The 21,443-nt window shown below is 61.5% G+C and carries 14 protein-coding genes and 1 pseudogene; 8 read left to right on the top strand and 7 right to left on the bottom strand.

What is annotated here, in order from left to right:
- Nucleotides 1-151 precede the first annotated feature (151 nt).
- The 4 genes from MYA_RS26730 to MYA_RS26715 all read right to left on the bottom strand — a co-directional run bounded on the left by MYA_RS26730 (nucleotide 152) and on the right by MYA_RS26715 (nucleotide 4,507).
- The gene (locus tag MYA_RS26730; protein WP_014725943.1) at nucleotides 152-1,162 is read right to left on the bottom strand and encodes a TauD/TfdA family dioxygenase; all 1,011 of its coding nucleotides are present in this window, start codon (nucleotides 1,160-1,162) and stop codon (nucleotides 152-154) included.
- 65 nt (nucleotides 1,163-1,227) lie between these two features.
- Nucleotides 1,228-2,538, bottom strand: a complete 1,311-nt coding sequence (locus MYA_RS26725) for a diaminobutyrate--2-oxoglutarate transaminase family protein (RefSeq protein WP_014725942.1) — start codon at nucleotides 2,536-2,538, stop codon at nucleotides 1,228-1,230.
- A 207-nt stretch (nucleotides 2,539-2,745) separates the two neighbouring features.
- Entirely contained in the window at nucleotides 2,746-3,696 is a 951-nt protein-coding gene (locus MYA_RS26720) for a UDP-glucuronic acid decarboxylase family protein (RefSeq protein WP_014725941.1), read from the bottom strand.
- A gap of 100 nt (nucleotides 3,697-3,796) precedes the next feature.
- Nucleotides 3,797-4,507: a thioesterase II family protein gene (locus MYA_RS26715; protein ID WP_014725940.1), complete on the bottom strand. Its 711-nt coding sequence runs from the start codon at nucleotides 4,505-4,507 to the stop codon at nucleotides 3,797-3,799.
- An 857-nt stretch (nucleotides 4,508-5,364) separates the two neighbouring features.
- On the opposite strand from MYA_RS26715, the gene MYA_RS30510 reads away from it, so the two are divergent.
- Entirely contained in the window at nucleotides 5,365-5,598 is a 234-nt protein-coding gene (locus MYA_RS30510) for a hypothetical protein (protein ID WP_238539609.1), read from the top strand.
- Between the two features lie 819 nt (nucleotides 5,599-6,417).
- On the opposite strand, the gene MYA_RS26705 is transcribed toward MYA_RS30510, so the two are convergent.
- On the bottom strand, nucleotides 6,418-7,623 hold the full coding sequence (locus MYA_RS26705) for an IS110-like element ISBma3 family transposase (protein WP_014725327.1): 1,206 nt from the start codon (nucleotides 7,621-7,623) through the stop codon (nucleotides 6,418-6,420).
- A gap of 313 nt (nucleotides 7,624-7,936) precedes the next feature.
- Here MYA_RS26705 and tssF point away from each other — a divergent pair, with 313 nt between their 5' ends.
- From tssF to MYA_RS30495, 7 genes are all read left to right on the top strand, one after another.
- A complete protein-coding gene (gene tssF, locus MYA_RS26700) occupies nucleotides 7,937-9,817 on the top strand; it encodes a type VI secretion system baseplate subunit TssF (RefSeq protein WP_014725937.1) in 1,881 nt (626 codons plus the stop codon).
- A gap of 128 nt (nucleotides 9,818-9,945) precedes the next feature.
- Complete coding sequence (locus MYA_RS26695) at nucleotides 9,946-12,945, top strand: type VI secretion system Vgr family protein (protein ID WP_014725936.1); 3,000 nt, start codon at nucleotides 9,946-9,948, stop codon at nucleotides 12,943-12,945.
- Nucleotides 12,945-13,814 carry an ankyrin repeat domain-containing protein gene (locus MYA_RS26690; RefSeq protein WP_041494375.1) on the top strand — a complete coding sequence of 290 codons (870 nt, stop codon included), beginning with the start codon at nucleotides 12,945-12,947 and terminating at the stop codon, nucleotides 13,812-13,814. The genes MYA_RS26695 and MYA_RS26690 overlap by 1 nt, the downstream gene beginning before the upstream one ends.
- A 43-nt stretch (nucleotides 13,815-13,857) precedes the next feature.
- Nucleotides 13,858-14,301 carry a hypothetical protein gene (locus MYA_RS26685; RefSeq protein WP_014725934.1) on the top strand — a complete coding sequence of 148 codons (444 nt, stop codon included), beginning with the start codon at nucleotides 13,858-13,860 and terminating at the stop codon, nucleotides 14,299-14,301.
- 65 nt (nucleotides 14,302-14,366) lie between these two features.
- Nucleotides 14,367-14,825: a DcrB-related protein gene (locus MYA_RS26680; protein ID WP_014725933.1), complete on the top strand. Its 459-nt coding sequence runs from the start codon at nucleotides 14,367-14,369 to the stop codon at nucleotides 14,823-14,825.
- Between the two features lie 21 nt (nucleotides 14,826-14,846).
- The gene (locus MYA_RS26675; RefSeq protein WP_014725932.1) at nucleotides 14,847-19,109 is read left to right on the top strand and encodes an RHS repeat-associated core domain-containing protein; all 4,263 of its coding nucleotides are present in this window, start codon (nucleotides 14,847-14,849) and stop codon (nucleotides 19,107-19,109) included.
- A 9-nt stretch (nucleotides 19,110-19,118) separates the two neighbouring features.
- Nucleotides 19,119-19,547, top strand: coding sequence for an NTF2 fold immunity protein (locus MYA_RS30495; RefSeq protein ID WP_148278611.1), 429 nt, complete (start codon nucleotides 19,119-19,121; stop codon nucleotides 19,545-19,547).
- A 645-nt stretch (nucleotides 19,548-20,192) separates the two neighbouring features.
- Here the strand turns inward: MYA_RS30495 and MYA_RS31555 are convergent.
- Nucleotides 20,193-20,297 (bottom strand): annotated as a pseudogene (locus tag MYA_RS31555) (transposase); the annotation flags it as partial.
- Between the two features lie 40 nt (nucleotides 20,298-20,337).
- A protein-coding gene (locus MYA_RS26670) for an IS3 family transposase (protein ID WP_085954460.1) occupies nucleotides 20,338-21,425 on the bottom strand; the annotation gives its coding sequence in 2 pieces (ribosomal slippage) (nucleotides 20,338-21,164 and nucleotides 21,164-21,425; 1,089 coding nt in all).
- Between the last annotated feature and the right edge of the window lie 18 nt (nucleotides 21,426-21,443).

Genomic DNA, 21,443 nt, shown 5'->3' with positions numbered 1-21,443 from the left:
CGCTGAACGTTCAAACCCTCTGGACCGGTGTCGCTATCCCGCGGCGCTTGCCGGGGTCGGGGCGGCATTGAAATTAGAGCATCGCTCTAATCCGACGTCTGCCCCGTAATCCAATGACACGGCGTTTCGCGTAAGCGATCGGTCCGCGCTTCTATTGCGGAATGCGCGCGTGATCGCCGGCGCGCGGTTGTTGCGTGGCGGTTGGCGCGTACGGGTCGAGCAGCGACACGACGACCTTGCGCTCGCCTTCGAACGGGTTGCGGCCGTGGGCGAATCGCATGTTGTCGACGAGCAGGACGTCGCCTCGTTGCCACGGAAACGTGATCGCGCATTCGCGGAACGCGCTGCGGACGTGCTCGATGTCGGCGAGATCGAGCGGCTGGCCGTCGCCGTAGCACGCGTTGCGCGGCACGCGGTCAAGGCCGAACAGGCTGACGATGGAGCTGGCGAGCGAGGCTTCGAGGTTCGAGATGTGAAACAGATGCGCCTGATTGAAGAACACCCGCTCGCCGGTGACGGGATGGTAGGCCACGCCCTGATTGATCTGGACGGTGCGCAGCGTGTCGTCGGCGAGCCATTCGAACGCGATGTCGTGGTCCGCGCAGAACGCCGCGACCCGGTTGCGGTCGCGCGTCTGAAAGACGGTTTCCCACGGAATGTCGACATGGCTGCGGTAGTGCCTGACATAGCGGACCTGCTTCGTCTCGAACGCGTCCAGGAGCCGCGGCCCGATTCGGCGGGTCACTTCGCGCATGTCGGCAATCGGCGTTTCGCCGCCGCTCGCGGCCGGCGTCAGGCAGCAGAACGCCACGCTGAGCGGCCAGCTGCGCTGATACGCGTTTTCGCAATGCAGTGCAATCGTCTCGCTCGGCGGATACTCGGTGGCCGTGAAGATCCCATTGCCGACCGACGTGCGCGGCGTGGAGCGATAGACGTAGTCGGACTTGTGGCTTGAAACCGCATTGACGAACGCGTCGAAGTCGCTCACGGATGAAACGTCGAAGCCGCGGAACAGCAGCGCGCCGTGCTCGTGTAGCCGCGCTTCGAGTGCCGGCCGATTGGCATTCACCGCCGCTGCGATATCGCGCTCGTTCGACGCAGGTTCCAGCAGCCACGGAGAACTCCCGTCGGCAAGCAGCTTGCGTTCCGTCATGCCCTGCATCGTGTGTGTTCCTTTCTGGACCCGAGCCGCAGCCGGCCGGAATGCGTGGTCGCGCCGCGGCGCGGCTATGCGCGGGAGGCCGTTTCCACGGCATGCTCGAAGCGATTGAGAACCTCGTGGGCGTCCGGCTCGGACAGGATCAGCGGCGGCAGAAACCTGAGCACCGCGCCGTTGCGTCCGCCGGTTTCGATGACGAGGCCATTGCGCAGGCAGTTCTGCTTGATGGCTTTGGCGAGCGCCCCATCGGCCGGGCCGGCGCGGCCGTCGCTGCCCGGCGCGACGACTTCGGCGCCGATCATCAGGCCGCGGCCGCGGATCTGGCCAAGGCACGCAAACCGTTGCGCCAGCGCCTCGAGGCCCGCGAGCAGCAGCTTGCCGACGCGCTCGGCGTGAGCCGACAACCCGTCCCGTTCGACGATCTGCATGGTCGTCAGGCCGGCCACCATCGCGATCTGGTTGCCGCGGAACGTGCCGGCGTGCGCGCCGGCCGGCCAGGTGTCGAGGCGCTCGTCGTAGACCACGACCGACAACGGATAGCCGCCGCCGAATGCCTTCGACAACACCAGCACGTCGGGGCGGATGCCGGAATGCTCGATCGCGAACATCGCGCCGGTTCGGCCGAGCCCCGTCTGCACTTCGTCGACGATCAGCGGGATTTCATGCCGCAGCGTCAGCTCGCGCAGCTCGATCAGCCACGCGTCGGAGGCGGGGATGCAGCCGCCTTCGCCTTGCACGACCTCGACGATGACGGCCGCCGGCTTCGGTATGCCGCTCTCCGGGTCCGACAGGACGGTCCGGATATAGTTGATGCTCAGTCGATCGGTAGCCGAGCCGTCCGTGCCGAACGGGCAGCGGAACGCATACGGAAACGGCAGGAAATGCACGTCCTGCCCGTTGGCGCCGGCCGGTTTGGGCGTGAGCTTGCCCGTCACGGCGAGCGCGCCCGCCGTCATCCCGTGATACGCGCCGTGAAACGCCATGACCGTCGAGCGGCCCGTATGGTGCCGGGTCAGCTTGAGCGCCGCTTCGACGCCGTCCGCGCCGCTCGGGCTGCAGAACTGGATCTTGCCGGTTCTGGCGAGCGCGGCGGGCAACAGCGAGAACAGCTGCTCGACGAACGCGTGCTTGGCCGGCGTACCGAGGTCGAGCGCCTGCTGCATCTGATCGGACGACAGAAACCGCATGACGGCTTCGTTGACTTCCGGGTGATTGTGTCCGAGCGCGAGCGTGCCCGCATTCGACAGACAGTCGATGTATTCCTGCCCGTCCGAGTCGCGTATGCGGACGCCCTTGGCATGGGTAAACAGCCGCGGAATGGAGGTCGCGTAGGTTCGCGCCTTCGATTCGACACGCTTCAGATACTCGAGTTTTTCCATGCGCGGAGATCCGGCTTGCGATACGGAGTGAGGAACACTGGCGCGCGAGAATCGCTCGATCTCCGCCAATGGTGTAACGGCACGGTGTGATTGGAGCATGGACGCCATAGCGCGTCTGTCACGTAAAAATGGGACATTGCGCTGCGCGCGTCACCGCGTGAGGCCATCGTCGTGCCGGTCGTCGTCCGGTCGCTTCGATGCGCGGCATCAAGCGGGCAGAGTCGAGCGGAAATAGTCGATGGTCCGTCGCAGACCGGCTTCGAGCCCGACCGTCGGCGCCCAGTCGAGGTGGGTGCGTGCGAGGCCGATATCGGGGCAGCGCTGGGTCGGATCGTCCTGCGGCAGCGGTCGGAACACGAGCCGCGATTTCGAACCGGTCAGGCGCAAGATCACTTGCGCAAGTTCGCTGACCGCGATCTCGTGCGGATTGCCGAGATTGATCGGCCCGGTGAGATCCGCGGGCGTGGCCATCATTCGGATCAGGCCGTCGACCATGTCGTCGACATAGCAGAACGCGCGGGTCTGGCTGCCATCGCCATACAGCGTGATGTCGTCGCCGCGCAGCGCCTGCACGATGAAGTTGGACACCACGCGGCCGTCGTTCGGATGCATGCGCGGGCCATACGTGTTGAAGATGCGTACGACCTTGATCTGGACGTTTTGCTGGCGGTGATAGTCGAAGAACAGCGTCTCCGCGCAGCGTTTCCCTTCGTCGTAGCAGGCACGCGGGCCGAGCGGGCTGACGTTGCCGCGATAGCTCTCGGGCTGCGGATGCACGTCGGGGTCGCCGTACACCTCGCTGGTCGACGTTTGCAGCACGCGGGCATGCGTGCGTCGCGCGAGCCCCAGCATGTTGATCGCGCCCATCACACTGGTTTTGGTCGTCTGCACCGGATCGAACTGGTAGTGGATCGGTGAAGCGGGGCAGGCGAGGTTGTAGATTTCGTCCACCTCCACGTACAGCGGAAAGGTGACGTCGTGGCGCAGCGCCTCGAAGCTCGGGTTGCCGAGCAGCGCCGCCACGTTCCGCTTCGTACCGGTGAAGTAATTGTCGACGCACAGCACATCGTTGCCGAGTTCGACCAGTCGCTCGCAGAGATGCGAACCGAGGAAACCCGCGCCGCCTGTTACGAGGATTCGCTTTCGATTACGTTGCACAATGGCACCCCAAAAGTTTCGCGCGCCCGGCGGCGGCTGGGCCGATCGGGCGCGCGGGCCGTTTCGTTCGCCGATCGCGACGATCGGCCGGTGATGCGTTTCAAGCGTTCGACGCGATGCAGTGCGCGTGCCGCAGGCGCGCCGCGATGATGCCGGCCATCGCCCGCATTTCGCTTCGCAGGAAGAAGTGATCGCCTTCGATGACGTGGAAATCGAAGTGCCCGGCCGTCGCGGCGCGCCAGCCTGCAACAGAATCGACCGGAGCATGCGTATCTGCGCGGCCGGCGAACGCGGTGATGTCCACCGCCAGTTGGCACCCCGGCTCGGGCCGGTAGTTTTCGATCAGCGCGAAATCCGCACGCAGGGCCGGCATCAGCAGCGCCATCAGCTCGTCGTTCTCCAGGACGGGCTTCGGCGTGCCGCCCATTTCGTGCAAGGCTTCGATGAAGGCGCGATCGTCGAGCGCCTGCATGCGACGACCCGGTCGCGCGTTGCCCGGTGCGGCGCGGCCGCTCACGAACAGATGGCGCAGGTTCGGGCGCACGTCGGCGGGAAGCCGCAGCGCCAGTTCCGCGGCGATCGCCGCGCCCATGCTGTGGCCGAGTAACGAGAACGGGCGATCGAAGCAGTCGCGCAGGTCGCGCAGCAACGTGTCGATCAACGTCGACATGTCTCGTGCGGCTGGCTCGGACAAGCGGCTGCCGTGGCCTGCGAGCTCGTGTCGGTATACGTCGATGCCGGGCAACAAGGCTTCGAGAGGGCGATAGACGGCGGCCGAGCCGCCGGCGTAGGGGAAGCAGATCAGGCGCATGCGGGCGGGGTGCTTGCTTCGGACGTGTCGGTGCGCGCGCGGCGGGGCGTCACGTGTTGGCGGGATGTCGTCATTGAGGTTCCACTCGCTGTTGTCGTCGCGATGCGTCGGCGATTTTGGCTCGGCAGGAAAGCGGCGCGATTGCCCTGCGCGGGTCTCGCTCGGTTCCCGGTTGCTGGGGCGTCAGCGCTTTGCAACGGCAGCATGGCGAATACGCCTGAAGTCGTGAAGGCGGCCGTTCAGTTCATGAAGGTTCGATCGGGGTGCGGCTCGGTTTCAGCAGGCACGCGATACGGTTCGGCATGAGTTAAACATGAGGGCGCGTCGGTGTATGTCGTAGGAAAACGGGACGGGCGGAGTGCCCCGTCGCAGTTGCCGTAGCGTTGGAGATGCGCCGGCGGGGCTTCTGAGTTACCGAAGGTCGATTGGGTCTGACGCCGATCTTCCTTCCGGCGAGCTCGTGATGTTCGTCTGGGTGCGATAGTTAACCGAGCCAGACGAGCAGCTAAACGTTGATCCGTGGCGTGACGTTGAAACCGGCTGGAACGCTACGATCGATCTGCCGCTTTGGACTGCAACCGAAGGTCCCCGGGCGAGGTTCTAATGCTACTAGATGCCTCCGCTTCGCCGTGAAGATCCATGTGATCTTGCGCTATACGCTCGCTCATGTCGAAGGACTGCGCCTCACGATGCGGGAGGGAGGCGTCCATACCATTTCTCTCAAGAATACGAGCCTCCACAAAATCCGGTGCGGTTCAGAATCCGGGTATGACACGAGTCTAGTGGCTAGATTGGAATGTCCGCTTTCGGGCCGCGTAAGCTGTCCAGTTGCCGGTTTTCAGGCGCCGGATGTCGTTATGGTTGCAACGGAGCGGATCACGGTGACGATGCGCGATCTGGATCGATGCAAGGTCGTTCAGGACGTGGTGGACGGCAAGCTCGAGCCGCGGCGCGCGGCAGCACGGCCGGAATTGACGACGCGGCAGATTCGCCGCTTCGTCGCGCCGCTTCCCCAGCCCGTTCCGACTCCGTGTCGAAATGCGCTCGATTGCGATCGCAGGGAACGCGGTGATGGCGGCACCGGCCTATGACGCGCGGTCACCATTCATGCACTCGTGATCGGCCAGCATGCCCGTAAGGGTTCGGGAGGCCCCGCCTGCGCGTGGCAGGCGGGCGATCGCAATTACACTGTCTCAACGTTAAGAACGAAAGTGCCGCGACGCGCGAAGGCGCGAGTCAGGCCTCGCCGAGCGAGTTCCTTGAAGGCGGCATAGATGGTGTTCACATGGAAGCCCAAAGAGTCGGCAATCGGAGTGCCCTCGATTTTCACGCATTTTTCCGGTCAGCCGGCTTTAGGCCCAGTAAGGTTTTTCCTTGTGGCCCCAAATAAATGTCTATATAAATCAAAGCAATACTGTCTACCCCTCGCTTGAAAGTCGCTGGTCATTGTCAGCAGGTTGTGTCGGCCCGAAATTCCAACACCGCGAGCTCGAAAGGTCTCCTTGTCAGGCTCGCTGACTGGTTGATGCGATGGCGTTGTCGGTCGCGGTACTCGACAGGATCCGCTTCGCATAGAGCGCCACTTGGAAATAGTAGGTGCCGCGCAAGTTGATACCTTCCATATGAGTGGGAGCGATTCGCCGCAGCTGGTCCGCTTCTGTCGGTTGGCGATGGTCGACTGGCGTGAGATAGCCGCGTGCCACGCGGCATCAAGCAAGTGCGAGTTGTGATGTGCGCGAGGACTCCTTTTCGGATCGTTCCCCCGCATAGAGCATAATGAAGGCCTCTCAGGTTCTGGCGAGCTTCTCATTCGCCGGAGCTATTTCGGCCGACCCGATGGGACGGCCGTTTTTTTTGTGTGTGCCGAACCCGATAATTTCGAGATAAGGGGGGTGCCCCTATGTGTTTCGTCAAGCGTTAGGGACTGACTTGGGTTGGTAAATGGTGCCGTCGCGCAGCATGGCGAACAGAACGTCGCAGCGTCGCCGCGCGAGCGCGATGAGCGCTTGGTTATGACGCTTGCCTTGCTGGATCTTGCGCGAGTAATAGGCCCGTGAGACTGGGTCCCGCAAGGCCGCGAAGGCGGATAGGAATAAGGCGCGCTTGAGCACCTTGTTGCCGCGTCTGGATGGATGTTCACCGCGTATCGATGAACCTGAGCGTCGGGTAACCGGCGCGAGGCCGGCGTAGGCCGCCAGATGCGCCGCCGAAGCGAACGCCTTATGAGCGACCTCGGTCAGGAGTCTGGCGGCGGTCCTGACGCCGACTCCCGGCATGCTGGTCAGGACCGGCCAAAGAGGGTGAGCAAGCACCAATCGCTCCACTTCGGCAGCGATCTCGTCGCGTTGCTTACGCAATGCCGCAAGCTGCTGGGCTAAACGGGGCATGACGATGGTGGCGGCTTGCGTGCCGGGCACGGTCACGGCTTGTTCGCTCAGTGCCTGAACGATTTCGGCCGCTAAGCCTTTGCCCATGCGCGGAGCGAGCTTGGTCAGGCGATTGGCGAGCGTCTTCTCGCTGGTGCCGGCAAGCGCGGCGGGCGACGGATAGCGCTCAAGCAGATCGAGTACCGCTGGATGGTCAAGGCGCGGTCCGAGAACACGCTCGAGCGCCGGATGGATCTGGGTAAGCAGCCCGCGAATGCGGTTGCTGGTTTGCGTGACCTGAGCGGCGAGGTCGTCATCGAAGCCGCAGAGCATGGTGAGTTCGGCGAGTTGCTCGTCGGCCAGTCGAAGCGAGCGCAGCGTATGCGGCATCGAGCGAGCGGCTGCGGCGATGATCGCGGCGTCGCGGGCATCGGTCTTGGCTTCGCCGGCGTGCAAATCAGCGATGCGGCGCATGGCCAGTCCGGGCAGATAGGCGACGAGTACGCCTTCGGCGCGGGCGACGGCTACAGGAAGCGCACCGATGGTGGAAGGCTGATCGACGACGAACAGCAGTCGACCGTGAGTCTTGAGTTCGGCGATGAGGGCGCGCAGCTTGGCCTCGTCGTTGGGCAGTGCCTTGTTGTACAGGCGCTTACCGTTCCGATCGAGTGCCACGGCGTGATGGTGGCCCTTACCGACATCGACGCCGACAAAGACATCGACGGCGTCACGTTGTTGAGTGTCTTGCATCGAAGTTTATGCAGAGTGAACGGATTGGCCTGCAACAACGGTGGCAAGTCTCGGCATCCACGTTACGGACGGCGTCGGGATATCCCGGCCAAACCCCTATCAGCGATCACCAGCCACCCACCAGGCCCGGTGACAACACCCCCCGGATCATGACTGCGACTGGGGGCGAGAATCATGCCGGGCCTGGCTGGCCATAGCCCCGATTATCGGGGCGTGAAGATAGTAACGGGGGCGAACGTCCGGTTAAAATCGTCCCCTCTACCTCTTGGACACTGCACCGATTACCTGATCGGCGTGACCATCCGGAAAGTGTATGGCCATCGAACCTGAGGATCTTCTACCACACTTCGAGCGTGAGTTGGGGCTGCTGCGCCGTTCGATGCGCGCGTTCACTCAGCATTACCCTAAAATCGCGGCTCGCCTTGCGATGGCAGGTGAGCACTCGGATGACCCACACGTCGAACGGCTGCTGCAATCGTTCGCGTTGATGTGCGCTCGGCACGACATCCGACTCGAAGATGAGGTGCCGGAGTTTACTCACGCATTGATTGACACAATCCACGGAGCGTTCCTGCGGCCGTTTCCATCTTGTGCGATGGCCCAATTCCGCGTGGATCGAGACAGCAAGCAGACCGAGCCGCGAATAGTTCCACGCGGCACCCAATTGGTGGCGCCGAATAGCCGCTTGGTGTTCCGCACTGCCGCCGACGTCACGTTGGTGCCGTTGACCGTTTCCGCTGTACGTTACGCGACGTCGACCGTCGCGCCGATGCAAACGACACTGCCGTCCGACACGACGGGGATTTTGTCTTTCACCCTTGAGCTCACGGCACCGTCGGCCCAGTTCTCCATCGCTCCCGATATGCTGCGGATACATTTGGCGGGAGAGAGGGAGGTGGTGGCTGCGCTCGCCGACGGCGTGCTGATGCACGCCACGCGTGCCTTCGTTGAACTGGACGGCAACGGGCGCTGGCGTCGGGTGGACATGCCGCTGGCGGCCGCAGGTTTCGACGATGCCGACGCGCTGCTTCCGCCGCCTCGCGACAATACGACTGCTCCGTTTCATTTGTTGATGGAGTACGGCGCGTTTCCCGCTCGATTTGACAACCTCGATCTGGATTTGGCGCGGTTGAAACGGTTGGCGGGCGGTGCGCGCCGGATCACGTTGCATTTGGCCCTTGCCGGCGTCCACCCCGACTCACGTCGCGCCCAACGATTGATTGCAGCGTCGGCCGACAATCTCCGGCTGTTTTGCACACCAGTAGTCAACTTGTTCTCGAGCAATGCGGAGCCAATCGAAACGAAGGCTGGGCAAGCGTACTATGCGCTGAAACCGTTTTCGCTGAAGAGCGCAGCCACGACCGAGATCTGGTCAGTTGATCAGGTCCGTATCACGACCGCCCAGGGTGCCGCACTTCTGCCGCCCTTCGAATCCTTGCAGCATGCGCTTGGCGCAGCTCCAGGCCCGTATTGGATCGTTTTGCTGGACGAAGCCCGGCGCGCGCCGAAGCCGCCTTCCGAGCCCGGCAAGCCGGGACAGGAAGCGCTGCGCAGACATGCAACTGGAGCGCGCGCAGCCGGATTGCGTGGCTTGGAACTCGCGCTTGTGAACGCCCGCGGCGAGCCGGTTGATCCGGCCGCGCAGCGCCAGCTCGACATCGCGCTGTCTTGCACAAATGGCAACCTGGCGGACATGCGCGAGCGCCGGTTAGCCGTGCGCGATGGGGACTCGGGTGACGAGATCGAGTTATTGGCTCAGCCCAGTGCAAGTCCCGCGCCGATTCTTCGCCGCGGCGACCTGTGGGAATTGCTGTCGTGGCTGGTTCCGCAGGCAGCGCGGCTAAACGCCGACGGGCTCAATGAGTTCAAGCGCTTGTGCACCCGCTTCGGCATGTCCGCGCCCGACGCCGGCCGGCGATTCGACGCGCTCGTGTCGCTCTCGACTGCGCGGGTGCGGGGCTGGATGCCAGGCAAGCCGGCTTCAGCGTTCGTCCAAGGATTGGATGTCCGGCTCGTGATCGACGAGCAGCGTTTCGTCCAATTCAGTCTCGCCGGATTGGCGCGCGTGATGGATCGACTATTTTCCCCGTACGTTCCAGTCACCAGCTTCGTGCAAATCGTATTGGTCTCGGCAGAGACCGGTGCGGCACTGCGACGCGGTGAACCCTGCGCCGGTTCCCAACCGCTTATTTGATCAGCAGGGAAATTGCAAAGGAATTTCAGGTATCTTTCGCTGGCAAACGTTTTGTCCTACAGTAGCGGGGCCTCAAGCTGGTGAGCCAATTGGGGACAGAACCTGAGACGAAAATAAAGGGAATTCAAATGAGTTTCGCCCCGAATGGCGGTATTCCGGCCGGTTCCGGCGGGAATCTGTTGGGCTCGCTGAGCGCGCTTGGCGGCCTTGCCGGGCCGGTCGCATCCACGGTGGCAGGCCAGATTGGCCCGCTCGCCGGCGTCGCAAGTCATATCGACACCGTGCAACGCGCGGTTCAGCTGGCGCAGACCGGTTTTTCGCTGATGAACAAAACGCCGGCCGCGATTGCGGACGCGCTCAACAATGCGGCCGGCGGCGTTGCTCGACTGACTCAGCTCAATCGATACGTGACCATCGACTCACCGCTCGGTCCGGACGTGCTTCTGGTCAGCACCGCGGTCATCGATGAACATGTCAATCGGTTGCCAGAGATTCACCTCGATTTACTGTCACACCAGCATGATCTGGTGCCTGATCAGCTGATCGGGCAACCGATCAAGATTCGATTCGACCAAAGCGCCCGGCAATCCACGCTCGAGCGCATCGTCTCGTCAGGCGGGGCCGACAGCATTCGCTACTTCGACGGATACGTCACATCGTTCGACCGGGCGGGCAACCCGGGCAAGGTGACGCAATATCAAATGACGGTGGCACCGTGGTTCTGGTTTTTGACGCGCTCGACCGACTGCCGGATTTTCCAGAACAAGACCGCTCAGGACATCCTCACCGAGATTTTCCAGGATCACGGGTTCACCGAATTCGAGTTCGACATCCGGACCGCGCAGAAGCCGCTCGAATACATCGTGATGTACCAGGAGTCCTATTACAACTTCTGTGCGCGTCTGATGGAGCAGGAAGGCCTGATCTGGACGCACCGCTACGAGAAGGAAAAGCACTTCCTTGTCATCGGCGATACGAATTTCGTTTTCCGCCCCATCGACGGGCTGGCCAACTTGCCGTATAACGCCAGCGCAGCGAGTGAAGACAACGGTATCGACCAGTTGCATGAAGGTCGGCGTTTTGGTGTGGGCAAGATCGCCTTTCGCGACTTCAATCACCAGAACCCGTCGTCGCCGCTGATGCTGGCGCAGGCCGAGCCGGAGAATCTCCGGCATGCGGGGCTCGAAACGACAGAGCGTTTCGAACATCAGTCGTTATTCGACCACGGCGATGACGGCGACCGTTACGCACGCATTGCGATGCAAGCAGAAGAAGCGAGCGCGCATCGGTATACGGGCAGCGGCTATGCGTGGCGGATGAGCGCTGCAGGCAGTGTGACGGTGACCAACCATCCAGTGATGGCCAACAATCAGGAATACGCAGTCCTGCACGTTCGTCATGAGGCCGTGAACGATTACACGGAACACAACGCGAAACTGCCGTACCGCAATACATTTTCCCTGCTCCCGAAGAAGTTTCCGTATCGTTCACCCAGGCATACACCAAAGCCCGTCATTCACGGCACGCAGTCGGCAATCGTGGTCGGCCCCAAGGGCGAAGAAATTCACACGAACGGCAGTGCCGTGAAGGTGCACTTTCTGTGGGATCGCCGCGGCAAGTTGGACGGCTCGGATTCGATGTGGATCCGCGTGTCCCAACCTTGGGCGGGCGACGGGTGGGGGGCGGCCGCCATCCCACGGATCAATCAGGAGGTCTTGGTCGCGTTTAATCAAGGGGACCCCGACAATCCGGTCATCGTGGGCCGCGTCTACAACGGCGAGCAGGGCAACCCTTATCACGGGGCTGCCGGGCAGACGATGGGGATCAAGAGCCAGACGCACAAGGGCGCCGGCTCGAACGAACTGCGGTTCTCCGACGTGAACGGCGCGCAAGAAGTCTTTCTGCACGCGCAGAAAGACATGAACACGGTCATCAAGGATTCGGAAACGCATACGGTCGAAGCCGGCGGGCGCACGGTGTCGCTGCTCAAGGGCAGCGAGACGAAGCAGATCGCGCAGGGCGGACTGAAGGAAACCATCGCGCTGACGCGCGACACCACGGCGAACGTGATCAATACGAAGGCCATCGCAAGCAAGGCCGGACCCGGCATGCAAAGCCATCAGGCGAGCGACGGCATCGAGCATCGTGTCGGCGATGGCGTCGTGACGATGACGCCGGACAGCATCAAGCTGACCTTCGGTCCGTCAACGATCGTCATCAACGCGAACGGCATTTATCTCGACGGGCCGGTCATCCATTTGAATCGCGGCAGTGCGCAATCCGCGGAACAGGCGCTCGCGCTCGAGTGGGCGGCAGAGCAGGCGACGATCGCGAAGGGATTGGCGAGCCCCGATCCGGCGACGCGCGCGGCGGCGGCCAAGCTGGCGAGCTCGCTGAAGGCGCAGCAACTGGCGAAACTCGCGGATCACGTGTATCACCCGAACGATCCGCCGCCGACCGGGTGGAAGATGGCGACCAACGATCCGGAAGCGTTGAAGGCTTTCGGGCTCAAGCCGAGCGACTTCGAGAAAAGCGGTAGCAACTTCGGGTCGCAGATGTATATCCCGGATCCGAATGTCTTCGGCGACAGCATGAAGCCGACGGTCGCGTTCAAGGGTACCCAGCAGCTCTTCGGCGAAGACATGAGCAACAACATGGCGCAAGGGCTCGGCGCCGATGCGCCGTATTACCGCAATGCGGTCACGATCGGCAAGAACATCGAGACCACGGGCGCGTCGGCCGGCGTCGATTTCACCGGGCATTCGCTCGGCGGCGGGCTGGCGTCCGCTGCAGCCGAGGCCAGCGGAGGCTCGGCGGTGACCTTCAATGCTGCCGGCCTCAATCCGGAGACCGTCGCGCAATACGGTGGGACCGCCCAGCCGGCCAACATCACGGCCTACCGCGTCGATGGCGATATCCTGACCGGCCTGCAGGAAGGCCGTCTCGGGCCGATCAGCGACGGGACGGCGGCGCTGATGCCAAAGGCGGTTGGTAGCCCCGTCACGCTCGACGGTGAAAGCGTGACCACAGTCGGCCGTCACCTGATGGGTGACGTGACGAACGGGATCAACCAGCAGGTCGCGAAGGAACAACTCGACCTGGTCTCCCAACTGAATTCATCTCACTGATGCGATACAAGAAAGCGATAACCGCCGGCGCGATTGCCGCACTCGTTGGAGTGTCCTCGCCGCTCTGGTGGCCCACTCAAGCCCAAGGGACGAACATGACTGGCTTCAAGCGTTACGCACCGGAAGATTTCTTTTCAGGGCAGCAACTCACGTTGGCGCAGGCCATTCATGACGGCGATCTCAGCCGCGTTCAGCAGCTCGCGCCGAAGACGGATCTGAATGCGCCGGGCGCGAAGAATACGACGCTGCTGTCGTATGCAGTGCAGGAAGTCGTCCCGGTCAAGAACGACGCGTCCAATCCGCGCTACCAGATCATTTCGGTGCTCGTGAAGAACGGCGCAGATCCCAAGGCGCCGGTCGGTGCCAGCGGCGGATCTGTAGTCGATGTCGCATTGCGGGCCGATACGCCCAACCTCCTGCGCGTGCTGTTGAACAGCGGGCTCGATCCCAACTGGTTGTACAACGGCGACACGCCGATGATCTTCGCGGTTGCAGAGAACCGGCTGCTGCCCCAGCTGAAGCTGCTGATCGAGCACAAGGCGAACGTGAATGCTCGCGATTCGCTCGGAAAGACGGCCCTCTTCGAGGCGACGATGATTCAGCAGTGGGACGTCGTCGACTACCTCCTCTCGCACGGCGCGGATCCGAAGATTGCCAGCCAGCTCGGCGTGTCGTACGGGTGGGTGCTGCAGAACGAGTTGAAGAACCATACGACCACTGATTCGCCGGCGCGTGCGCGCGTCGAAGAGATCCGTCGCAAGATCGTAACGGCCGGCGCGCCCTGGCCGCCGCTCGATCCGAAGGCGCAACGTGCAGCGATGCGCGCGCGCGGCGAGAAGGTCGTGACGCCGGCCGGCCAGACGGATTGAACGCACGCGTGACGGTTGAAGCGTCGTGCAATGGATTCGGGAAATGATGAACGTTTTTGATTCGACGCCGCGTGTCAGGCGAGAGACGGTCCTCGGCGTATCCGGTGCGCTGTACTTCCTTTCGCTGACGATGCCGGCGATGCATTTCGAAAAGGAAGCGTCGCTTAGCGGGTTGTCGGTTCTCGCCCAGGGCTGGTGGGGACTGTTCATGCTCAATCCAGCATGGCTCGCTAATCCGCTCTACGTCGTTGCGGCCGTCCAGCTCGCCCGGAACCGATATACGCGTGCGAGCCAGTTTTCGGCAGCTGCGCTCGCATGTGCGCTCTGTTCATTGTTCACGACAAAGTGGTACTTCAACGAAGCAGACGCGACGCCAATATCCGGCTACGGCGTCGCGTTTTACGTGTGGCTCGTCGCGCATGTCGTACTGCTCGCGGGCAGCTTGCGCTTGCGCCGGGAAAGCGCCGTCGCGCCGCAGGGAAAATGAGTGTCGGCGCGATTGGACGCTGATTTTCACTCATTCCAACAACTACACATCACGAGAGAACTAGCATGACGGAGTCCGAAAACCGTATCCGGATTCACGAAGGCAGCATCGTTCTGCCGAACGGTTTCGAGGATCGCACGACCAACCTCTTCGTGCCGGTCGATACGGTCGCGCAGCCGAACCTCAGTGTCGCACGCGACTGGCTCAAGGACGGAGAGACCCTTGCGCCGTATATCGATCGGCAGATCGCGCTGCTCAAATCGAGGCTGCAGGGACACCGGCTGCTTTCGCGCCGGGCTGAACGGCTTGGGCCTGAAGCCGATGGAATGCCGGGGGAGCGCATCGACGCTGCCTATCGGAACGGTCCAAAGACCGTTTTTCAACGGCAAGGCGCATTCATCGTTGCCCCAGGACGCGTGCTGATCTTTACCGCTTCGAGCGCGAAGAGCTTCGGCGAAACGCTCGACGCATTGTGGCGCAACTGGCTCGACGGCTACCGTCCGGCAGAACAAGAGCCGGCATAACAACAGCAAAGGACAATCATCGTGTACGAAGCCGCACGAGTCACTGACCCGATCGATCACACCAGCGCGCTCGCGGGCTTTCTGGTCGGCGCCGTGCTGGGCATTGCCCTGATCGCCGCGGTCGCCTTCGCCACATTCACATGCGGATTCGGCGTCGCGTTGTTGGCCGGTATGATGGCCGGTATCGGAGCGCAGGCTCTCCTATCAATAGGAGAGTCGATCGGGAAGATGTTCAGCTCGCAATCCGGCAACATCATTACAGGTTCGCCGGACGTCTACGTCAATTCCTTGTCGGCGGCCTATGCGACGTTGAGCGGCGTGGCATGCAGCAAGCACAATCCCATTCCGCTTGTCGCGCAAGGATCGACGAACATCTTCATCAACGGGCGTCCCGCGGCGCGGAAGGACGACAAGATCACCTGCGGCGCGACGATCGGCGACGGTTCTCACGACACGTTCTTTCACGGCGGCACGCAGACATACCTACCGGTTGATGACGAAGTGCCGCCTTGGTTACGGACCGCGACCGACTGGGCGTTTGCGCTGGCGGGACTGGTCGGGGGGCTTGGCGGACTCTTGAAGGCAGCTGGCGGCCTGTCGCGCGCGGTTCTACCGTGCGCCGCAAAGTTCATCGGCGGGTTTGTTCTTGGAGAAGCCTTTGGGCGCTACGTCGCCGGCCCTGCGATCAACAAGGCGATAGGCGGGATGTTTGGTAACCCGGTCGATGTGACGACCGGCCGGAAGATCCTGCAGGCCGAATCGGAAACCGACTTCGTGATCCCGAGCCCGATGCCGGTTTCGGTCGAACGATTTTATTCAAGCAGCATTGACTATGCGGGAACGCTCGGCCGCGGGTGGGTGCTGCCGTGGGAGCGCCGTCTGCATGCTCGTGACGGGCGCCTCTGGTTGACTGACACACAAGGACGCGAGAGCGGGTTTCCGCTGCTGAGGGCTGGCCAAGCTGCGTTCAGCGAAGCCGAGCAGCAATATCTGACCTGTACGCCGGATGGACGTTACGTCCTGCATGACATTGGCGAGACGTATTACGACTTCGGCCGATACGATCCGGACTCCGGCCGTATCGCATGGGTGCGCCGCATCGAGGATCAGGCTGGGCAGTGGTGCCAGTTCGAGCGCGACAGCCGCGCCCGCGTCACCGAGATTCTGACGTGCGGCGGATTGAATGCTGTGCTCGATTACGAGCAGGAACGCGGACGGCTTAGCGCGGTCACGCTCGTTCATGGCAATGAGCGCCGGCTGGCCGTCGCTTACGGATACGATGAGAACGGCCAGCTGGCGTCGGTGACGGATGCAAATGGGGCGGTCGTGCGCCAGTTCGCATATACCAACGGCCTGATGGCGAGTCATGTGAACGCACTGGGTTTCACGTCGAGTTACGTGTGGTCGACGATAGAAGGCCAGCCGCGGGTAGTCGCGACACGCACCAGCGAAGGCGAGGACGCGACGCTCGAATACGACATCGAAGGCCGTCAAACCCGCGTTCGGTACGCCGATGGCCGCACCGCGCACTGGCGCTTCGACGCACAGTTTCAGATTGTCGAGTACACCGACTTCGACGGCGGACTCTACCGGATCAAATACAACGACGCTGGCATGCCGGTGATGCTGATGCTGCCGGGTGAGCGCACGGTCGAGTTCGAGTACGACGATGCAGGCCGGATCGTCGCCGAGACCGATCCGCTGGGCCGTACGACTCGCACTCGCTATGACGGCAACAGCATGCGGCCCGTGGAGGTTGTCGGGGCTGACGGCGGCGCCTGGCGCGCGGAATACGATCCGCAGGGCCGGCTGCTGTTGAGTCAGGATCCGCTTGGTCGGGAAAATCGCTACGAATATCCCAAAGGGCTGACCGCGCTGCCGATCGCGCACGTCGACGCGCGTGGCGGCCGTTCGACGCTGGAGTGGAACGGCCTCGGCGAGCTGGTCCGCTACACGGACTGTTCCGGCAAAACGACGCGGACGATTTTCGATGCGTTCGGCCTGCCGCTCGCGCGCGAGAATGCACTGGGGCAACGCATCTCGTATGATCTGCGCGCCACCGGGGAGCCGCGCCAGATTAGGTATCCAGACGGCAGCGCGGAGACATTCGAGCACGATGCGGCAGGATTGATGGTCAGACACGTCGACCGTGGCGGACACGTCCAGCAATTGCTGCGGAATACTCGAGGGCAGCTAATCGAGACGATCGATCCCGCCGGAAGGCGGCTTTGCTATCGCTACGATGAACAAGGACGGCTTCGCGAGCTCCGGCAGGGCCACGCCCACTACACATTCACGTACAGCGCAGGCGGCCGCCTGTTGACCGAGACCCGTCCGGATGGCGTGCAGCGGCGGTTTGAGTATGGGGAAGCTGGTGAATTGTTGGCTGTAGACTTTGTTGGTGCGCCGGAAGGCCATTCGGCGCAAGATCGTCCGATTCGAACCATCCGATTGGAACGTGACCGGATGGGAAATGTGAAGGTGCAATATTCGCCGACCGAAGTCACGCGCTTCGAGTACAACAAGGGCGACCAGTTAGTGAGGGTAGAGCGGACGCCGACGTCAGCCGGCATAGCACTTGGGATCTCGCCGGACGTTGTGAACTTCGAATACGACAAGGCCGGTCGACTGCTTGCCGAGCATGGTGCGAATGGCAGGGTCGAATATGCGCTCGATCCACTCGATAACGTGATGGCGCTCGAGTTGCCGCACAATCAGACGCTGCAGATGTTGCGTTACGGCTCTGGGCACGTCCACCAGATCCGCTGCGGAGATCAGGTGGTGAGCGACTTCGAGCGTGACGACTTGCATCGCGAGATCACGCGCACACAGGGGCGGCTGACTCAACGCTCCGCCTATGATCCGCTCGGTCGTAAGGTCTGGCAGTCGTCTGGCCTCCAACCTGAAGCGTTGGTACGCGGGCGCGGTCAGTTGTGGCGAAACTACGGATACGACGCCGCCGGCGAGTTGATCGAGATGAGCGACAGCCTACGCGGCAACACGCAGTACAACTACGATCCGGCTGGGCAACTGACTCGCCGCGCAAACACCGTGGACCGGCAGCTGGAGGAATTTGCTTGGGACGCCGCCGGAAATCTGCTCGACGAAGCGCAGCGGCGAAGTCGTGGGTACGTCGAAGGCAATCGCCTGCGCATGTGGCAGGACCTGCGCTTCGAATACGACGCGTTCGGCAATCTGGCGGCGAAGTTTCGCGGGGCGAACCGGACGCAGCGCTTCACGTATGACGGGCAGGACCGGCTGATTCTGGTCCGAACGCAGGACGTGCGTGGCGTCGTCGAAACTCATTTTGCCTACGATCCGCTCGGTCGGCGCATCGCGAAAACCGATACCACTTTCGATGTGCGCGGCGCGAAGCGACGGTCCGAGACGAAACGGTTTGTTTGGGAGGGGGCGCGACTGGCTCAGGAGGTCCGCGAGACTGGTGTGAGCAGCTATGTGTACAGTCCAGACGCACCTTACTCGCCAGTGGCGCGCGTCGACGCGGTACTCGCAGAGGCGTTGGCTGCAGCGGCAATCGACACGGCCAAGCGTGCCGCGCGGATCTACTACTTCCATACCGATCTCGTGGGGGCGCCGCTCGAAGTGACCGACGAGGCGGGGGAGTTGGCGTGGGCCGGGCGATATGCGGCTTGGGGTAAGGTCGAACCGAGCAGCCGACAAGTGACGGCCGCGCGCACCGATCAGCCGTTGCGCTATGCTGGGCAATATGCCGACGACAGCACCGGCCTCCACTACAACACGTTTCGATACTATGATCCGGACGTAGGTCGGTTCATCAACCAAGATCCGATCGGCTTGTTGGGTGGTGACAATCTGTACGCGTATGCGCCCAATCCAACCGGATGGATTGATCCGTGGGGATGGTGTGTTACACCTACTGTTTCGCGTGGGGCAGCCGGTCAGCCGCTTCGTGCAACCGCGACGATCACGGCTGCGGACCTCGGCACCGGAACCGCAACGAATGCTTCGTCTCGAGCGTGGGCGAGATTATTGGGGTATCCAACTGACGATGCAGGCCACATTCTAGGAAAACTTCTCGGCGGGAGTGGTGGAAAGGACGGTGTCTTCCCTCAGTTGCCGGGTATCAACCGCGGTTTGTTCAGAGATTTCGAGGGACGGGTTGCAGCGTATGTGAAGAGGACTGGCTCGGCTGATGTGGACATCCAATTTGTCTACGGTAATGGTGGCACTCGGCCCACACAAATAATCTATGACGTATTCCAGAATGGGCAGAAGGTTATGGGTAGTATTTTCAATAATTAAAGGTTTAAGATGATGGATGATAATGTTGAGCAAGCACGAGCGGCGTTGCGATCATTTATGTTGGAGATGAATCGATGGGAAAAGGATTTTTACGAGAAAAAGCATAGTGCTTTGAAAGATGGTGGCGATGTTTCTGGTATTGATGTCCGTGCACGGAAAGATCTTTCTGCTATTTTAGAGAAATGGGCGTTCCAAGAAAAAACAAACCAAGGTCGATTAATTGACTTGGGTTGTTCGGATCCGCCGACATACGATCCTGAAACTGATGTTGAAGATAGCGTCGAATCCACCGACGGAGAGGTGATTTTCACCATTCGCCAGACATCGGGAATGTTGACGATATCCCGATTTACTATGAAGGAAATGGCGGGTAAATGGATGGTGAAGAAAAAGGAGTTCCTTAATTTTAAAGATAAATGGCAGCGTTCAGTTCTATAACGACGTCGCTCGACCTGTTGCTCCGGTCGGGTGTTGTTAAAACCGCCATTTATTCTAGTGTGCGTGAAATTTGAATGATGAACTGTTTGTGTAGGTTTGTTGCGCTTTAATTGGTTCGGTGAGGTTGCCTTGTGAGAGTCGTTAGTTGGGGCTTGTCGGTTTCCTGTCCCGTATGCACGAGTAAGCCGGCGAAAGGTATTTAGCGGAGCAGCGACGTTGTCACTCGATCAGTTGAAGCGAATGCGAGAGGCACTTCGTCCATACGGACTGAAGTTGCTGGAATCAGAATGGAAAGGTTGGCACGCGCAGTATCGATTTCGATGTCGCAAAGGACACGAATCAAGTCGATGCGGCTCCTATCTGTTCTACACGATGGTTCAGTGTCCGGCGTGTCGTGTTGACGAGGTACTTCGTCAGATCCATCAACTCGCGCGGCAGGCGGGCGGGCGCTGTCTTTCGGAGCAGTATGCGGGCCGCGGCACACCACTCCAGTTTCTCTGTAAGGCAGGGCACGCTTTCGAGAAGACCGCTGAGAATCTGCGAAAAGGCTCTTGGTGCGTGGTCTGCGCGAGGGCGCAACATTCGAAGCGCATGGCCCATCCAGATGGGATGACGCGCATGCGAGCCGATGTCATTTTTTCAGGTTCATCGAGGATTACCGGGGAAGGCGGCGCGGATCTTGAGGAAGAAGTATTCATCGTCACGGTACCCGTAAGCCCGACGCTTGATGACCTTGATGGTGTTGTTGATGGGTAATCCCCCCGCTTTTAACGCGAGTCAGAAGTAGAGACTATGCCGCGGCCATGAGCCGCTGTTTCGGCGTCACGCCGCCAAGGCCCATGTTAGGGCGCTCGTGATTGTATTGCCACATCCACTCGGTTGCGAAGTGCTGCACGTGCGCGAGGTCGTCCCAGTAGTACTGCGATAGCCATTCATAGCGTACTGTCCGGTTGAATCGCTCCACGTAGGCGTTCTGCTGCGGCTTGCCAGGCTGGATGTAGTTCAATGAAATGCCCTGTCTGGTGGCCCACTGCGTGATCGCATCGCTCAAATACTCTGGACCGTTGTCGCAGCGTAACGCCATCGGTTTTCCCCGCCAGCCGATGATCTGCTCCAGTGACCGAATGACGCGCGCCGAGGGCAACGAGAAGTCGATCTCGATTCCCAATGCTTCTCGGTTGAAGTCGTCGATCACGTTGAACAGCCGGATACTGCGGCCGTCCTTCAACTGATCGTGCATGAAATCCATCGACCATACCGCATTCACCGACGCCGGCACGATCAGCGGCTCCGGCGCCTGCCGTACGAGCCGCTTGCGCGGCTTGATGCGCAGGTTCAACTCCAGTTCTCGATAAATCCGGTACACGCGCTTGTGGTTCCAGCCGAAGCCCTTCACGTTGCGCAGATACAGGAAACACAGCCCGAAGCCCCAGTTGCGATGATTGTCGGTCAGCCGTAGCAGCCAATCGGCAATCTGTTCGTTCTCCGCATTGCGCTGCCGCTCATAGCGGTAGCACGTTTGGCTTATGCCAAATGCCTCGCACGCAAGCCGGATCGACACACCCCGGCTCGCTACTGCTTCTCTGGCCATCTCGCGGCGGGTAGATGGCCTCAGTCTTTTTTTGCTAGCGCCTCCGCGACGATCTCCGCCTTGATCTTCTCTTCGACATACATCTTGCGCAGTCGCGCGTTCTCCGCTTCCAGCTCCTTCATCTTGGCCATCAGCGACACGTCCATCCCGCCGTACTTGCTGCGCCAGTTGTAGAAGGTCGCCGTGCTAACGCCCAACTCCCGACAAATCTCCGGCACCGCCACCCCAGCTTCCGCGCGCTTGAGCGCTTCCATGATCTGGCTATCCGTGAACTTCGACTTCTTCATCGCGTAGAACTCCCTTTG

Origin of the sequence: Burkholderia sp. KJ006, from assembly GCF_000262695.1 — a bacterium.
GTDB classification, from domain to species: domain Bacteria; phylum Pseudomonadota; class Gammaproteobacteria; order Burkholderiales; family Burkholderiaceae; genus Burkholderia; species Burkholderia vietnamiensis.
This window is presented reverse-complemented; position numbering and strand designations above follow the sequence as displayed.

Excerpts from the sequence above, each read along its gene's own strand:
- MYA_RS26730 (WP_014725943.1), bottom strand. The coding sequence starts at position 1,162 with ATGCAGGGCATGACGGAACGCAAGCTGCTTGCCGACGGGAGTTCTCCG.
- MYA_RS26725 (WP_014725942.1), bottom strand. The coding sequence starts at position 2,538 with ATGGAAAAACTCGAGTATCTGAAGCGTGTCGAATCGAAGGCGCGAACC.
- MYA_RS26715 (WP_014725940.1), bottom strand. The coding sequence starts at position 4,507 with ATGCGCCTGATCTGCTTCCCCTACGCCGGCGGCTCGGCCGCCGTCTAT.
- MYA_RS30510 (WP_238539609.1), top strand. The coding sequence starts at position 5,365 with ATGGTTGCAACGGAGCGGATCACGGTGACGATGCGCGATCTGGATCGA.
- MYA_RS26705 (WP_014725327.1), bottom strand. The coding sequence starts at position 7,623 with ATGCAAGACACTCAACAACGTGACGCCGTCGATGTCTTTGTCGGCGTC.
- tssF (WP_014725937.1), top strand. The coding sequence starts at position 7,937 with ATGGCCATCGAACCTGAGGATCTTCTACCACACTTCGAGCGTGAGTTG.
- MYA_RS26695 (WP_014725936.1), top strand. The coding sequence starts at position 9,946 with ATGAGTTTCGCCCCGAATGGCGGTATTCCGGCCGGTTCCGGCGGGAAT.
- MYA_RS26690 (WP_041494375.1), top strand. The coding sequence starts at position 12,945 with ATGCGATACAAGAAAGCGATAACCGCCGGCGCGATTGCCGCACTCGTT.
- MYA_RS26685 (WP_014725934.1), top strand. The coding sequence starts at position 13,858 with ATGATGAACGTTTTTGATTCGACGCCGCGTGTCAGGCGAGAGACGGTC.
- MYA_RS26680 (WP_014725933.1), top strand. The coding sequence starts at position 14,367 with ATGACGGAGTCCGAAAACCGTATCCGGATTCACGAAGGCAGCATCGTT.
- MYA_RS30495 (WP_148278611.1), top strand. The coding sequence starts at position 19,119 with ATGATGGATGATAATGTTGAGCAAGCACGAGCGGCGTTGCGATCATTT.